This window comes from Collinsella sp. An271 (assembly GCF_002159695.1).
Classification (GTDB): domain Bacteria; phylum Actinomycetota; class Coriobacteriia; order Coriobacteriales; family Coriobacteriaceae; genus Collinsella; species Collinsella ihumii.
Window position 1 is genome coordinate 206,514 of the sequence record NZ_NFJE01000003.1, and the last position, 15,980, is coordinate 222,493.

Sequence of the window (15,980 nt, forward strand, 5' to 3'; positions counted from 1 at the left end):
TATATTCTGAAAATGAATATGGTATCAAACCGGGAAGTAATGATTGGAAGCGGCCATATCTGACAAGCCTGTGACCTGCGGGTTCTTTGATTGGCTGATCCCGGAGGCCCCGGGAGAGGCTTCCGATCCGCCCTTCCGAGGCCCTTTTTGCCCAAGATTTGATACCAAATTCAAAACTAGGTGTCCGCGCACCCTGGTAAAACCTTTTATCAGGGTGCGGTTTCGCGCGCGGGCGGATACGACGGCCTCCTCGTGTGCCCCAGGAGCCCGATCGTCAGGGAGGGGCGCGGCTGGGGTCGCCCCTGCCGCCGAACATCTACGCACCTGCCATGGAGCCGACCGCCACACAAGTAATTACCAATCAGCGTTTCCCTAGCGCCAGCCGTAGCGTTCGCGCATGGCCTCGGCGCGTCCCTTGGCGAGCGGGATCTGCGTCTGATGCGCGTCGGCGAGCGTGAGGTTGAAGCTGTTGCGCGTGAAGCGCTCGACTTTCGCCACCTTCTGGACGTTCACGATGTAGGAGCGATGGCACCGGAAGAAGCCGAATCGCTCGAGCTCCGCCTCCAGCTCGTCGAGCGTCATGCTCACCGGGTAGAGCTCGCCGCGCACGGAGGCGAAGTTGGCGCGGTTCACGCTCTCCACGAAATCGACTTCGCGCGGATCGAACAGCAGGGTCGCCCCATCGGATTTCGCCGGGACCTTGAAGACGCGGACCTCGTCGCCGGCGAACTCTACGTCTTGCGTCTCATCGTCGCCGACCGCGGTCTTGGCCTCGTGGAGGCGCCCGTCCTCTTCGAAGAAGGCGGTGCCGGGCATGAGGAGCGCCTCGCGCAGGGGCTCGCCGGCGGTGATGAGCGCGCCTCCGGCCTCGGCGACCTGGCCCATCCATGCGGTCACGAGCCCGCGCGTGGCGGGCGTCACGTCCGCAAGCGGTCGCTCGCAGAAGACGACCTCGGGCTCAAAAAGGCTCATGCGGGCAAAGTTGAGCAGCGCGCGCTGCTCGGCGGTCAAGGTCTTCACCTGAGATCGCGCCGCCGAGGCGAGCCCGAAATGCGCCATGGCGTCTTGGGGAGTCACGGAGCCTCCCGCGAGGCGCGAGAAGAGCTTGAGGTACGAGCGCACCGTCTCGCGGTCGAATCCACGGTCGGTGGTGACGTAGAACGCGCAGCGCCGGCGGCCATAGCGTTCGTGGACGAAGCGAACGGCCCGGTCCACGGTCTCGCGGCAGCATTCGAGGTGGACGCTCTCGCCCTCACGGGCGGCGAGCAGATCTTCGACGGTATCGTAGGATGCGGTATCCGCCACGGGCTCCTCCTCGGCTTCTCAGGATGGAAAACGACGTCAAGTATATCGGGTATCATGTCTCACATGGCAAACGGGGCTTTTGGAAACATACGCGCGCTGGTGGCGCGCGACCTGCTTGACGCCGTCCGCAACCCGACGACGCTCATGTCGTGCGGCGCGGGCGCGCTGTTCACGGCGTTCATCGGCAGCGTGGTGGCGACCTCATCCAGGCTCATGCCGGGCGAGGCCGACGCGTTCGCCCAGGTCGCTGTGCTCTGCATCGCCCCCGCGTTCGCCGGATGCGTGATCGAGCTCTACGTCATGGCCGAGGAGCGCGAGCGCGGCGCCTACGTCACCCTTGTCGAGGCGGGTGTGACGGCGGGCGAGATCGCCGTCTCCAAATGGCTTTCGGCGGTGCTCGTGACGCTTGCCACGCAGGCCGTCTCATGCCTGCTGCTGGGTCTTGCGCCCGCGAGGGCGGCACTGCTGCTCGGGCTTTCTGCCGTCGGGGTCCAGCCGCTTCTGTTCGCGGGGCTTGTCGCCGGCCTTTCCGCGCGGGAGCAGATGTCTTCGAGCCTGCTCGCCGTGCCGCTCACGGTGGTTGCGCTGGCGCCCATCCTCGCGTTCATGTCCGGCACCGTCCGCGCGATCACATGGTTTTGGCCGTTGGGCCCCGTGGCCGAGATCCTGTGCACCGCGAGCGGCATGGACGCGATAGCTCCCGTGTCGGTGCTTGCAGGGCTTGCCGTCGTGTGGACGGCGGCCATGTCCGCGCTTGCGGCACGGAGCTGCCGTCGCTTCGCCCGCGACCTTGCCGCCGAGCGCAACCGGCTCGTGTAGCGGGGTTTCTTTCTCAGGTCATATGGGGCGGGCGCAGGGAACCTACTTCCGATGCGCTGCCGCTAACGGAAGCGAAACGCGATTCACTTCCGTTAATTTGAGGTAACGGAAGTGAACGGATGGTACTTCCGGTAAGGCGTCGACGTTGGTCGGGCGGGCGTGCGAATACGGCATGCTGCGCCCGATGGGCTCACGACGTCGCGGAGAGTACTTTCAAAGCGACGAGCTCATCGACATTCTCGAGGAGATATCGAGCGTACCGTGATGAATTTTTAGGGACTGTCCCTAAAAATTCACCTGTCTGCCGTCTGCCGGGATATGGGACAAAACGGCTGGGATGCGCGGTATCATGTGCTGCACGTGGTATATCCGAGAAAGGGGGCCAAGGATGGCCGAGGAGCTATTTGTTGGTATCGACGTGGGAGGCACGACCGTCAAGGAGGGCCTGGTCAACCGCGAGGGCAAGATTCTGTCCAAGCTGAGCGTGCCCACGCCGCCGCTGGTGGACGAGGCCGGCTATGCGGCGGTCATCGACGGCATCAAGAGCCTGCTTGACGCCCAGGATGGCGACGTCGTCCTCAAGGGTATCGGCCTTGCGGTTCCGGCCCCGGTTCCCGATGACGGCAACGTCAAGCTGATCGCCAACGCCTCGATCGACCTCCAGGGGCTCGGCGCGGCGCTCAAGGATGCGTTCGGCGGTGCCGCCGTCGCGTTCGTGAACGACGCCAATGCGGCGGCGCTCGGCGAGATGTGGCGCGGTTCGGCGTTCGGCCATCGCAGCATGGCGCTTGTGACGCTCGGCACGGGCATCGGCGCCGGCGTCGTCGTCGACGGCAAGGTCATCGGTGGCGCCAACGGTGCGGGCGGCGAGGTCGGCCACACCTGCGTGAACCCGGCTGAAGAGCGCGTGTGCGGCTGCGGACGCCATGGCTGCCTCGAGCAGTATGCGTCTGCGACCGGCGTCGTGAACACCTACAAGATGGAATGCGAGAAGCGCGGGACCCAGCCCGTCGAGCTCGCCGGTCCCTCCGACTCCAAGAGCGTGTTCGAAGCCTATCAGGCGGGCGACGAGGCGGCTGCGGCGGCGGTCGACACCATGGTCGAGTATCTCGGCCTGGCGCTCGCCAACCTCGCATGCACGGTCGATCCCGAGGCCATCGTGCTCGGCGGCGGCCTGTCCGCCGCGGGCGACCTGTTCCTGGGCAAGCTCGTGGAGCGTTTCAAGCACTACACCCTGTCGGTGTGCGCCGACACTCCGATCGAGGTCGCGTCGCTCGGCAACGATGCCGGCCTGATCGGTGCCGCCTACGCCGGACTGATGGAGGCGTAAGAGAGGAATCTGGCCTGACACCGGCCTGTTCATTCATGAATGAACAGGGGTGTTAAACAATTGAATCCTGCGGAAACGTCAAAACGGCCCGCCGCTCATTCATGAATGAGCGGCGGGCCTTTATGTGCGTGGGTCCGTCGACCGTGCTCCCCCTTCAGATAGGCGCGAGGATGCCGAATGGCGGAACGACCAGCGCTTCCCAAGGGCGCATCTATATAAGTGCGTCGGCAAAAAGGGGGCGCGGTTCGCATCGTGAACCGCGCCCCCTTCGTCTGCGGCGTTCGCCCCTGGGCTCCGCCACCTAGTCGATGAGCGAGATGAGCTTGAGCACCAGATCGACGGTGCCCACGTTGTAGCCCGCCGCGGCGTAGCGACCCGTCAGGTTGCCGGCGTCGTCGGCGACGGCGAGGATGATCAGCGGCAGCTTCTCGGGATTGGTGAACATGCGGCGCGCCAGGCGCTCCGGCAGCTCGGAGAAGTCGTCGTAGGCGACCGTCGTGCGGGGAAGCACGGGCAGCGTGCGGGCGAGCGTGGGGTCGGCGAGCTCCTCGGCATCGCGCACGGCGAGCACGATGGGCACGCCCACGGCGTCCAGGCGTCCGGCCTGCTCGCGCATCTCGTTGAGCAGGTGCTCGGTGGGCTCCATGCCCGGCTCGAGGAACGCCACGATAACGGGCTTGGCAGCCGTATCGCCTGCCGCGGCGATACGGCCGCAATCGACCGCGGCGCCTTCGGCATCGGCGAGCGCGAAGGCGTCGAGCTTGATGCTCTGCAGCATCTCGGAGACGTCCGGCTCGCGCAGCTTGAGCTCGATGGGGGTGCCGTCGTAGTCGGAGGTCACCTCGAACGCGCGCTCGGCGGCGTGCACGTCGCCGTTGGGAAGGCGAACCGCAGTGGTGAGGCGATACTCGCCGAGCGGCATCTTCACGCGGCAGACACCGTCCTCGAACGGTGCCTTGCCCCACAGGTCGAGCACCTTGAAGCCCTGGGCCGCCTTGCCGCTCACCGCGGTGAAGTGCAGGTAGCGGGCGATGCTCCACGTCTGGAAGTAGCCGGGCGCCGGGTCGGCGTCGCTGGCGAACAGGACCTCGAAGCCCTCCTCGGCGTGCTCGACGGGCACGAACGAGCCGTGGGCGAAGTACTCGATGCCCGCATCGACGGGGTTGATGCGGGCGGCGATGCCGAAGCTGCGGCAGATGGCCACGAACAGCGAGCGGCGGGTGACGGCGCTCGCCTGGCCGGACACGAGCGCGCCGCGCGGGGTGCCCACGTAGCGCTTGGTGTGCTCGCGGGAGGTGAACGCGGTGTGCTCGCAGATGTAGTCCCACACGCGCAGCGGGTCGGCGATGAAGCCTGCGACCGTCTCAGCGTCGAAGCGGCTGCGGATGAAGGCGCGGTATGCGGAGAGGTGCTCGAAGTGGGCGCGCGGGCACAGGACGTAGCGCTCGTAGAGCTCCTGCGCCTTTGCCTGGTCGTCGACGCCTTCGCGCGCGAGGTAGGCGAGGGCATCCTCGCGGACCGCACGACCGCCCTGGATGTGGTCCTCCAGGATGTCGGCCGACAGGTCGCGGAAGTCCTTGGACGTGAGCGTGGCGAGCAGGGCGGCGCGGTCGGCCCCGTCGTCGACGGTCAGGAAGCGCTCGACCTCGGGCGCGTTGGCGAAGGCCTGCTCGAAGTAGGGCAGGCAACCGTCCGCGTCGTGCCCGCAGGCGCGGGCGATTTCGCGGGCGCGCTCCACGTTGCGGGCGACGCGTTCGGTACGCATGCGGTCGGCCTCGCGCTTGCGGGCACGGCCGCGCTCGACCTGCTCGGGCGTGAGCGGGTGGGAGGGCGCGGGATGATCTGCCGGCGCGTGCACGTCGAAGTCGACCCAATCGGTGTCGCCGTGCACGGTCTCGCCCAGCGTGAGCTCAAGGTCATGGCAGTCCGCGGTGTCGATGATGGTCTCGGCCATGCCGTCGCCCGTGGTGGCGACCACGCGCACGGTGCCCTCGCCGACCACGATACGGGCCATGCCCGCCTCATCGCTGGTGAGGTGGGCGATGTCGTGCCATGCGGCTTCGTTCACCAGGCGAAGGCGCACCGAGGCGCCCTCGACGGGGGCGCCGGCGGCGTTAAGGACGCGCACCGACAGCAGCACGCAGGGGGCGTAGGACTCGGTGAGGTTCACGATCACTTGGCTGCCCTCGCGGGCGAGCAGGTGCGCGTCGCGCTCGAAGTCGCAGCCGAAGTCGTCGAACAGGCGCGTGTGGACGAGCATGGCGCGACCGGACGCCGCGGTGAACCAGCCGCGGTCGAGCTCCTCTTCCGGCTCACAGGCGCCCAGGTAGTGCCACGAACCGTCGGCGTACGCCTCGACCCAGGCGTGGTTGTCGTCGCAGTGCGCCCACCAGGGCGTGTAGAGCTGGCGCGCGGGGATGCCGTTGGCGCGCAGGGCGGTCACGAGGTAGGTCGACTCCTCGCCGCAGCGACCGTCACCCGAGGCGAGCACGCCGAGGGGTCCCAGCGTGCGTCCGTCGGAGGACTGGTAGGTGGCCGTCTCGCAGCACCAGTAGTTGGTCTCCACGATGGCGTGGTAGGCGTCCAGCCCGCGCAAGCGGTCGGCGAGCGCGGCGCGGAAGGTGGGCCAGGCGTCGGTGAGCGGCTCGTTGTTGACGCGCGGGCTCGCGACGTACTGGACGAAGATGTCCTCGGGGATGTCGGCGCACCACGGGCTGGTGCGGCGCAGCTCGCAGGCCTGGCGGGCAAACGAGGCGAACAGCTCGAACTCGGCGTCGAACACGTCGGTCAGCGGCATGGTGCCGTAGTAGCTCTTGATGAGCGTGCGGACGTCCGCATCGTCGATGGCGGCGAGGCCCGCCTCGATGGCCTGTGCGATGGGGGAGAGCACCTCGCGGCGGGCGTCGAAGCGCTCGTCCGCATGGGCGGCAAACGAATCGGAAAGCACGGCCATCTTTTAGGCCTCCTTGATCTTGACGGCGAGCACGGTGTCCACGGGATCGGGGAGTACGGGCGAGGGGCCCAGATCCGCGAAGGCGATGTTGGGGTAGTCGCTGTGCGTCCAGCTGTTCGAGAGCTGGACCTCGGTGCCGTCGCGCAGAAGGCGTATCGAGGCGATGCGCTCCTTGGGCACGCCGAGCAGCGGCATGGGGCCGAGCGCGTTCTCGTACAGGTGGAAGTAGTAGGTGTCGCCGTTGCGGGTGATGCGGCCGTACTCGGGGCGCTCGACCTCGAGCGGACCGTCGGCGGCGGGGCCGCAGCCGTAGATGCTCGCGGAGTTGCGCTCCATCCAGCGACCGATCTCATCGAGGATGGCAAGCGACTGGTCGGGGATGCGGCCGGTCGCGTCCGGGCCTACATTCAAGATCAGGTTGCCGCCCTTGGAGACGCACTCGACGAGCTTGTGGATGAGCATCGGCGCGGGCTTGAAGTTGGTGTCGTGGGAGAAGTAGCCCCAGTTGTCGTTCATCGTGATGCAGGCTTCCCAGGCGAGCGGATTGCCCTCGACGTCGAACAGGCCGTTGGGCGGGATGATGCGCTCGGGCGTCACGAAGTCGCCGTGATACGGTGTGGGGTCGCACTGGGCCAGCGAGCCGAATCCCTCGCCGGAGACCTCGAGGCGGTTGTTCGTGATGACGTCGGGCTGCAGCTCGCGCACCATGTTCATGAGCTCGGTGGCGCGCCACTTCTCGCCGCGCATGTCGTCATAGGAGAAGTCGAACCACAAAAGGTCGAGCTTGCCGTAGTTGGTGCAGATCTCGCGCACCTGCTCGTGCATGTAGTCGAGGTAGCGGTCGAACACGCGGTGCTCGTTGGAGCCGGCTACGGGATCGTTGCGCAGCGGGGCCTGACGGTCGCCGTATTGCGGGAAGTCGGGATGGTGCCAGTCGATCACCGAGTAATACAGGCCCACGCGGATGCCCTCGGCGCGAAACGCGTCCAGGAAGTCGGCCACGATGTCGCGACCGTAGGGGGTGTTCGTGGACTTGAAGTCGGTGGTCTTGGTGTCGAACAGGCAGAAGCCGTCATGGTGCTTGGAGGTGAGCACGGCATAGCGCATGCCTGCCCGTTTGGCGGCGCGGGCCCAGGCGCGGGCGTCGAGCGCATACGGGTTGAACTCCTCGAAATAGGGCAGGTAGAGCTCCTCGGGCATCTCCTCGGTGCTGCGCAGCCATTCGCCCCGTGCGGGGATGCTGTAGATTCCGAAGTGGATGAACATGCCGAAGCGGTCGTGCAGGTACCACTTCATGCGTCGGTTGTAGCGCTCCCGGTCGAACTGGTAGGCCAACATTTCCTCCATCCCTCACAAAATGTGTCCGTTTTGTCCGAAATAAGCAATAATGGTATTTCCTGGCGGTGAACGGTCTGTTTCCGGTCCCTGAACGGTATGGCCGTTTACAGCTTGCCTCCGCTCTAACGCGTTAAAGCGTTATAGTGTTGGGGCGGGCACAGTATAGCGATTGTTCATTTGCTGTCTGTGCCGCGAGGAGGATTTTGGCTGCACTACATCAAATGCGCCAATGCGTGGAGTGTTCTCGGTGCGAAAGGAGTCTGTAATGGACAAAGAGAACAAGAACATGACGTGGTCGGACTCCGGTGTGACTCGTCGCGGGTTCGTGGGTGCCGTGGCTGCCGGTGCCGCGACCGTCGCGGGCCTCGGCCTCGCCGGCTGCGGCGGCGGTGGCGACACCTCGACCGGCACTGACACCGGCTCGGCTTCCGGCGACGGCGGATCCAACGTCGAGACGATCGAGGCCGACGAGGAGGGCTTCGTCGTTCGCGCCACCAAGACCGACGGCAAGGCTCCCAAGAACGAGTGCATCCTGGCCTTCGAGGGCGAGTTCCAGGAGATGCACCCCATGGACTGGTCCGACGGCAACTCGGGCAACGTCGTCTACTACATCTACGACTCGCTCTATGACCTGGATGAGAACTATGAGTACGCTCCCCGCGCCGCCGCGAGCTACGAGGTCTCCGACGACGCGTGCACCTACACGTTCCATCTGAACGAGGGCATCACCTTCACCGACGGCGCCCCGCTGAACGCCGAGGCCGTCGTCGCCAACTACGAGGCAGCGATCGACCCCGAGAACAACTGGCGTCGTCGTCGTACGTTCATCGAGACCATCGACGAGAACACCGAGAACACCCGCGTCGATTCCTGCACCGCCGTGGATGAGCTCACCGTTCAGTTCCACCTGCCCGAGCCCTATGCTCCGTTCATGAACTCCATGACGCAGTTCTACCTCATCTCCCCGACTGCGCTTGCCGACTCCAGCTGGGATTACTCCAAGCAGTCCGCAGGTTCCGGTCCCTACATCCTCGAGGAGTATGCGCAGGGCGATCACGTCTCCATCATCCGCAACGAGGATTACTGGGGCGAGGCTCCGTCCATCGACCGCATCGACTTCCGCGTCGTGCCCGAGGCCGGCTCCCGTATCGCCGCCCTGCAGACCGGTGAGGCCACGGCTATCTACCCGATGCCGACCGACCAGGTTGCCACGGTGCGCTCCGCCGGCGACATCAACATGATCTCGATCCCGTCGACGACCATGCGCTATGTCACCCTCAACACCAACTACGAGCCGCTGTCCGACGTTCGCGTCCGTCAGGCCCTGAACTACGCGCTGAACCAGGACGAGTATGTCCAGGTCATGTACTCCGGCGCCGCTACCCCCGCCACCTCGGTTCTGCCCGAGATGGTGCCCGGCTACAAGGCCCAGACGCCCTATGAGTACGATCTCGACAAGGCCAAGAGCCTGCTCGAGGAGGCCGGCTACGCCGACGGCTTCGAAGTTAACATCATCGGCGACAACTCCACCCAGGAGACCAAGGGCATGACCTTCGTCATGCAGCAGCTGCAGCAGGCCGGCATCACCGTGAACGTCCAGCCCAACGAGGCCGCTACCAACGCCGAGCTCGCCGCCGAGCCCGAGGACACCACCACGCTGCAGATGTGGTACGTCAACTGGTCCCAGTCCGACCCCGACGGCTTCCTGCGCTCGCTGCTCTCCAGCGCCATGGTCCCGCCGACCGGCTACAACACCGCCTTCTGGAAGAACGACGAGTTCGACTCCGAGCTCGAGGCCGGCAACGCCGCCCCGACCGAGGAGGAGCAGAACGAGCACTACGGCAAGTGCCAGGACATCGCTTGGGAGGAGTGCCCGTGGCTGTTCCTCGCCAGCGACAACACCCTCCTGTCCTACAAGGCGTACCTCAACGGCATCAAGTACGTCGCCCAGGGTATCGACGTCATTCACGCGACCCTGAACGTCTAGTGTTGATTACGTCCTGAGTTTCACATCGAGGGTGTTGGGTGGCTGCCAGCCTCTGATTTCAGGGGCTGGCAGTCCCCGTGTCTCCCCGATACGACACAAAGGGAGGGAACTACATGGGGAAATACGCTGTTAAACGCGTCCTGAGCATGATTCCGCTCTTGATCGTCATTTCCATCATCATCTTCATGTTCGTCCGCCTCATTCCTGGCGACCCTGCGCGTCAGATCGGCGGCCCCACGGCGACGATCGGCGAGATCGAGAACATCCGTCGCGAGCTCGGCCTCGACCAGCCGCTCGTTCCGCAGTATCTCCAGTGGATCACCGGCATCTTCCAGGGCGACCTGGGCCATTCGTTCACGAACAACACGTCCGTGGCCGAGCTGCTCGCCCCGCGTCTGCCCATCACCATCTACCTGACGATCTGCTCGATCACCTGGTCGGTCATCATCGGCATCATCATCGGTGTCATCGCGGCCATCAACCGCGGCCGTGCGCTCGACCTGCTCGGCATGCTCATCGCCATCGCCGGCATCTCGCTGCCGAACTTCTGGCTCGGCCTGCAGCTCATGCAGATCTTCTCGGTCAACCTGGGCATCTTCCCCACGGGCGGCCTCGAGGACTGGCGCGGCTACGTGCTGCCCTCGATCGCCATGGGCGCGGGCATCATGGCGATCCTCGCGCGTGTGACCCGTTCGTCCATGATCGAGAACCTCGGCAAGGACTACATCCGCACCGCGCGCGCCAAGGGCCTGCCCGAGCCGCGCGTCATCATGGTGCACGCCTTCAAGAACTCCTCGATCGACATCATCACCGTGACCGCGCTGCAGATCGGCGCCCTGATCGCCGGTTCCGTCGTGGTCGAGAGCGTGTTCTCGATCCCGGGCATGGGCCGTCTGCTGGTTGACTCCATCGGCTTCCGTGACTACGAGGTCGTGCAGGCGCTCATCTTGTTCTTCTCGTTCGAGTACATGGTGATCAACTTGCTTGCCGACATCTTGTACGCCGTCATCAACCCGCGCGTGAGATACGAATAGGAGGCGATACCATGGCTGATACCAACGCAACCACCGCTCAGACCCTGTCTGCTGAGGAGCTGCCCAAGGCGCAAAATCCTACCGTGCAGTTCATTAAGAAGTTCCTGCGCCGTAAGACCGCGGTGCTCGGCTTCCTGTTCATCGTGTTCATTTTGATCATGGCTGTCATCGGCCCGTCGATCGTTCCCTATGATCCCAACGCGTACGACTACGGCGCGATTCTGGCCGGCCCGTCGGCCACGCACATCTGGGGCACCGACGAGTTTGGCCGCGACGTCTTCAGCCGTATCCTTGCGGGCACGCAGCTGTCGCTCGGCACGGCGCTCACCGCTTCGATTCTCGGTACGGCGGGCGGCGTCGTCCTCGGCCTGATCGCGGGCTTCTTCGGCGGCATCGTCGACTCGATCATCATGCGCATCTGCGACGTCATGTTCGCGTTCCCCTCGATCCTGCTCGCCATCGCCATCGTGGCCATCATCGGCCCGGGCATCACGAACATCATGATCGGCCTGGCCGTCTTCACGGTGCCGTCCTTTGCGCGCATCATCCGCGGCGCGGTGCTCGAGGTCCGCGGCGAGCTCTACGTCGAGGTCGCCCAGTCCATCGGCTGCTCGCCGGCGCGCACGATGTTCGTGCACATCTTCCCGGGCACCATGCAGGCGCTCATCGTCAACTTCACCATGAACGTGGGTGGCGCCATCCTTTCGGCCTCCTCGCTGTCGTTCCTCGGCTTCGGCGCGAACGTCACGCAGGCGGAGTGGGGCGCTATTCTGTCCCAGGGCCGCAACTATCTGGCGATTGCCCCGCACCTCGTCCTGTTCCCCGGTTTGGTGATCTTCCTGACCGTGTTGGCCTTCAACCTGTTCGGCGACGGCCTGCGCGACACGCTCGATCCCAAGCTCAACTAGTCGGAGGTCCTCATGGCTGAACCCTTGCTTGAGGTCAAGGACCTCAGAACAGAATTCAAGCGCGGCAAGAAAGACTGGATCACCGCCGTCAACGGCGTGTCGTTTTCGGTCAACGCCGGCGAGATCGTCGGTCTGGTAGGCGAGTCGGGCTGCGGCAAGTCCGTCACCTCGATGTCGGTCATGCGTCTGCACAACAAGCTGTCGACGCGTATCTCCGGTGACATCGTCTTCGGCGGCAAGCACATCCTCGAGCTTTCCGAGGCCGAGATGCAGAGCATTCGCGGCAACGAGATCTCGATGATCTTCCAGGAGCCCATGAGCGCGCTCGACCCCATCATGCGCATCGAGAACCAGCTCATCGAGGCGATCTCCCTGCACAACAAGGAGCTTTCCAAAGACGAGCTGCATAAGCGCTGCGTTTCCGCGCTGAAGCTCGTGGGTATTCCCGAGCCCGAGATGACGCTGCGCAACTATCCGCACGAGCTGTCGGGCGGCATGTGCCAGCGCGTCATGATCGCTATGGCTATGTCCTGCGAGCCCAAGCTGCTCATCGCCGACGAGCCCACCACCGCTCTCGACGTGACCATTCAGGCGCAGATCTTGGCGCTCATGGAGGACATCCGCAACAAGCGCAACACGGGTATCCTGATGATCACCCATGACCTGGGTGTCGTCGCCGAGACCTGCAGCCGCGTCATCGTCATGTACGCCGGCAACATCGTGGAGGAGGCCCCGGTCAAGGAGCTGTTCTCCAACCCGCAGCATCCCTACACGCAGGGCCTTATCGAGTCCGTGCCCAAGCTCGGCCGCCGTGTGCACCGTCTGCCGTCTATTCCCGGCTCCGTGCCCGATCTGGCTGCCATGCCCTCGGGCTGCCGCTTTGCCCCGCGCTGCAAGTACGCGCAGGCTTCGTGCTCCGAGGCGCTGCCCAAGCTCGTCAAGGTCGCTGAGAACCACTACGCAGCTTGCCCGTTCCACACCAATGCACGAAAGGAGGCGTAAGCGATGGCACAAGCAACCGAACCCTTGCTGTCGGTCAAGAACCTGAGCAAGCGCTTCCCCGTGGGCAAGAACTTCTTCGGCAAAGCGAACAAGTGGGTCCACGCGGTCAACAACGTCAGCTTTGACATCATGCCGGGCGAGACGTTTTCGCTGGTCGGCGAGTCCGGCTGCGGCAAGTCCACCACGAGCCGCCTCATCAACCGCCTGATCACCCCCGACTCCGGCGAGATCATCTTCGACGGGCAGGACATCGCGAAGATCTCTGCCAAGGAGATGCGTCCGCTGCGCTCCAAGATGCAGATGGTGTTCCAGGACCCGTATGGCTCGCTGAACCCGCGCATGAGGGTTCAGGACATCATCGCCGAGCCGCTGCTCGTGCACACTAAGATGAGCCCCGGCGAGCGCCTGAAGCGCGTCCACGAGCTGCTCGAGGTCGTCGGCCTGCCGCCCACGCACGGCGAGCGCTATCCGCATGAGTTCTCTGGCGGTCAGCGTCAGCGTATCGGCATCGCCCGCGCGCTCTCGGTCAACCCCAAGCTCATCATGGCCGACGAGCCGGTTTCCGCCCTCGACGTGTCCATTCAGGCGCAGGTTTTGAACCTGCTGCGCGACGTGCAGGAGCAGTACAACCTGACCTACCTGTTCATCTCCCACGACCTCGCCGTCGTGGAGATGATCTCGGACCGCATCGGCGTCATGTATCTGGGTACCATGATGGAGGTTGCGCCCAACGAGGAGCTCTACAGCAACCCGCAGCACCCCTACACGCAGGCCCTTCTGTCCGCAGTGCCCATTCCCGACCCCACGATCGAGAAAAAGCACGTGCTCATCGAGGGCGACCTGCCGAGTCCCACCAACATCCCGAGCGGCTGCCCGTTCCACACGCGCTGCCCACATGCGACGGAAAAGTGCTCCGCCGAGGTCCCGCCGACCATCGAGGTCAAACCGGGTCACTTCGTGAACTGCCACTATCCGGGCCGCGAGCTGTAAATCGGACCAAGGCGCCCGCCGTATTCGGCGGGCGCTTTTTTGTGCGTGCCGATGGGTCGTTTGGGGACGGGTTCGTTCCAACCCATCGGCGGCTTACGCCGCCGCCGATGGGTTGGAACGAACCCGTCCCCAAACGACCCATCGGCACGCTAGATGCAGAAGCCCGGCAGGATGCCCGCGGTGTCGGTGCAGGCGGCGGCGAAATGGAACGGATCTCCGTTCGGGCCCACGCGGTTGAAGGTCACGATACCGTCGGCGAGCGACACGTCCGGGCTCGCGCTGCGCAGCCACCAGTAGTCCGCCTCGTCTTCGAGCTGGCGAATCAGGCAGTCCGCATTGGACTGCGGCATGACGTTTTGCTGCTCGAAGTATTCGTACTGCGAGCCCTCGGAGTTCAGGATGTCGGCGAGGAAGCGATACCCTTCGTTGAAAGAGAGACGGGCCCGCTCGCCTGCGAGCTCGCAGTAGCTGAACAGCCATAGGGACTCCTCGGTTGCCGTCACGCAGGAGGGGTCCTCGGTGCCGCCGACGTTGTTGGTGTACTTGCGCACCGGGACGATGCGCTCACGCAGCTCGGCGGGAAGCTTGTCCATGACGCCCGTGTTGAGGTATGCGCGCATGTCGGAGGCCTCCCAGCCCCCATCGTCGTATGCGGTGTCGTTCATGGGCCTCGTGCTCAAGATCTCGCAGAACATGAACGTGAGGCCCGCGTAACCCGAGCCGTCGGCCAGCTCATCGTGGTTGATGCCCACGATCTGCACCTCATGGGGCATGCCGTCGCATTCGACCGATTTGCGCTGCGTGGAGATGAGTCTGCCGTCCTGGTCGACCAGTCCATAGCTTCGTGCCACCTCGATGGCGTCGGAGGGCGTTTCTGCCTGGGCGATCTGCTTCGAGATGTCGGACAGCTCGGCCCAGGTGTAGGTGTCGAGCGATTTGGGCTCAAGGAGGCCGAACCCGCGCGTGATGACGGCGGCGCCCGAGAGCGCGGTGATGCCGATGCCGCTGAGCGCGCCGATCACGAAACTGCGGCGGGAGATGCCGCGGGTGCTCGCTGCAGGCGCATCCGACGTGCCGGCGCCGTCTGAGGCGAGCCGATCGTCGACGGGCGCCGTATCCTGCTGGCCGAGCGAGGCCTCGATGCCCGCGCCGTTCATGGTGAGGTGGGAGCCCGCTTCGAGAGGGTTGCCCGATGCGGCGGGCGCGTTCGCAGCGGGCGCGTGGTGCTCGGAGTCCTCTGAGGCCGGGGCACCCGCCCACGCGCTCAGCCGGGACAGAAGGTCTTCGGCGGAGATGCGCTGGTCCTGCTCGCGCGCGAGGCCCGCCATGATGGCCGCGCACAGCTCCTCGTCGCGGGGACTGCGCGGCACGAGCGGCATGGGATCGTTGTCGACCTTGACGCGATAGGGGGAGGCGGCGAGCAGCATGCCGCGGCCGTACGGGGTGGTCTGCGCGTAGAGCTCGTACAGGATGCTGCAGAGGGCGTACGTGTCGATGGAGGCCGACGAGCGCAGCGCGGCGAGCGCCGGCACGTCGCGCGCCAGCATCTCGGGCGGAGCGTAGTCGGGCGTGCCGTTGCGCCAGATGTTCTCGACCAAGGTGAGCGAGGTGTCGCCGGTGACGATGGTGGCGCTGCCCAGGTCGACCAGGCAGATATCGAAGGCGTTGCTCGCGGTCTGCTCCTCCAGGGGCACCTGGCTCGTGCGCAGCATGATGTTGCGCGGGGACAGGTCGCGATGGACAAAGCGCTCGTCGAGCGCCTTGGCGGAGATGAGCACGTTCAGGACGGACATGCCGATCCCGGCGACCGTGCGGCCCTTGATGCGCCCGTAGATGTCGGCGGGGAACTGCGGCGTGGCCTCGTTCAGCGTGAAGCCCTCGACCCACTCCATCAAGATCGCGGGCACGTCTTCGATGACGCCGTAGCCGTACAGCTTGGGAAATCCGCTGAGATGCGACACGACGGTCTGCGCGCGGTACTCCTCGGCGAACTTGCGGACGCGGACCGGCAGCAGGCGCTCGCGCTCCTCGCCTTCGAGGTCGTCGGCTTTGAGCACCTTGAGGGCGAACGGGGAGCACTCAGTGTTGTTCACGCGGTACACGGTGCTCGACGCGCCCTTGCGAGGCGCATACTGGCTGTCGACAAGCAGCGTCATATAGCGCCTGCGCGTAGCCTCCTCCTCGTCGGGCGCCACGGCGAACGCGGTGTCGAACGAGGAGAACTCGATGAGCTGATGGGGCTGTAGGGGATGAGGTGCCATGATGTGCTGCCTAACCGAGAAGATGACGTGCAGGGTCTCGCATCGATTGTACG

General features: G+C 65.1%; 11 protein-coding genes. 7 read left to right on the forward strand and 4 right to left on the reverse strand.

Annotated features, from left to right (window positions below):
- Nucleotides 1–372: 372 nt before the first annotated feature.
- Nucleotides 373–1,305, reverse strand: coding sequence for a LytTR family transcriptional regulator DNA-binding domain-containing protein (locus B5F74_RS04035; RefSeq protein ID WP_087200218.1), 933 nt, complete (start codon nucleotides 1,303–1,305; stop codon nucleotides 373–375).
- 54 nt (nucleotides 1,306–1,359) lie between these two features.
- On the opposite strand from B5F74_RS04035, the gene B5F74_RS04040 reads away from it, so the two are divergent.
- Together B5F74_RS04040 and B5F74_RS04045 are read left to right on the forward strand one after the other, a co-directional pair.
- The gene (locus B5F74_RS04040) at nucleotides 1,360–2,124 is read left to right on the forward strand and encodes an ABC transporter permease (protein ID WP_239283343.1); all 765 of its coding nucleotides are present in this window, start codon (nucleotides 1,360–1,362) and stop codon (nucleotides 2,122–2,124) included.
- Nucleotides 2,125–2,512: 388 nt separating this feature from the next.
- Nucleotides 2,513–3,454, forward strand: a complete 942-nt coding sequence (locus B5F74_RS04045; protein WP_087200224.1) for an ROK family protein — start codon at nucleotides 2,513–2,515, stop codon at nucleotides 3,452–3,454.
- A gap of 301 nt (nucleotides 3,455–3,755) precedes the next feature.
- On the opposite strand, the gene B5F74_RS04050 is transcribed toward B5F74_RS04045, so the two are convergent.
- Together B5F74_RS04050 and B5F74_RS04055 are read right to left on the reverse strand one after the other, a co-directional pair.
- Entirely contained in the window at nucleotides 3,756–6,407 is a 2,652-nt protein-coding gene (locus tag B5F74_RS04050) for a transglutaminase domain-containing protein (protein ID WP_087200226.1), read from the reverse strand.
- Nucleotides 6,408–6,410: 3 nt separating this feature from the next.
- Nucleotides 6,411–7,745: an alpha-L-fucosidase gene (locus tag B5F74_RS04055; RefSeq protein ID WP_087200227.1), complete on the reverse strand. Its 1,335-nt coding sequence runs from the start codon at nucleotides 7,743–7,745 to the stop codon at nucleotides 6,411–6,413.
- A 265-nt stretch (nucleotides 7,746–8,010) separates the two neighbouring features.
- On the opposite strand from B5F74_RS04055, the gene B5F74_RS12710 reads away from it, so the two are divergent.
- The 5 genes from B5F74_RS12710 to B5F74_RS04080 all read left to right on the forward strand — a co-directional run bounded on the left by B5F74_RS12710 (nucleotide 8,011) and on the right by B5F74_RS04080 (nucleotide 13,666).
- On the forward strand, nucleotides 8,011–9,732 hold the full coding sequence (locus B5F74_RS12710) for an ABC transporter substrate-binding protein (RefSeq protein WP_087200229.1): 1,722 nt from the start codon (nucleotides 8,011–8,013) through the stop codon (nucleotides 9,730–9,732).
- 113 nt (nucleotides 9,733–9,845) lie between these two features.
- Nucleotides 9,846–10,766 carry an ABC transporter permease gene (locus B5F74_RS04065; RefSeq protein ID WP_066828788.1) on the forward strand — a complete coding sequence of 307 codons (921 nt, stop codon included), beginning with the start codon at nucleotides 9,846–9,848 and terminating at the stop codon, nucleotides 10,764–10,766.
- An 11-nt stretch (nucleotides 10,767–10,777) separates the two neighbouring features.
- Nucleotides 10,778–11,674 carry an ABC transporter permease subunit gene (locus B5F74_RS04070; protein WP_087200231.1) on the forward strand — a complete coding sequence of 299 codons (897 nt, stop codon included), beginning with the start codon at nucleotides 10,778–10,780 and terminating at the stop codon, nucleotides 11,672–11,674.
- Between the two features lie 12 nt (nucleotides 11,675–11,686).
- Nucleotides 11,687–12,676, forward strand: coding sequence for an ABC transporter ATP-binding protein (locus B5F74_RS04075; RefSeq protein ID WP_066828784.1), 990 nt, complete (start codon nucleotides 11,687–11,689; stop codon nucleotides 12,674–12,676).
- 3 nt (nucleotides 12,677–12,679) lie between these two features.
- Nucleotides 12,680–13,666 carry a dipeptide ABC transporter ATP-binding protein gene (locus B5F74_RS04080; RefSeq protein WP_066828781.1) on the forward strand — a complete coding sequence of 329 codons (987 nt, stop codon included), beginning with the start codon at nucleotides 12,680–12,682 and terminating at the stop codon, nucleotides 13,664–13,666.
- A 149-nt stretch (nucleotides 13,667–13,815) separates the two neighbouring features.
- Here the strand turns inward: B5F74_RS04080 and B5F74_RS04085 are convergent, their stop codons facing one another.
- Nucleotides 13,816–15,927, reverse strand: coding sequence for a DUF6273 domain-containing protein (locus B5F74_RS04085; RefSeq protein WP_143753771.1), 2,112 nt, complete (start codon nucleotides 15,925–15,927; stop codon nucleotides 13,816–13,818).
- Between the last annotated feature and the right edge of the window lie 53 nt (nucleotides 15,928–15,980).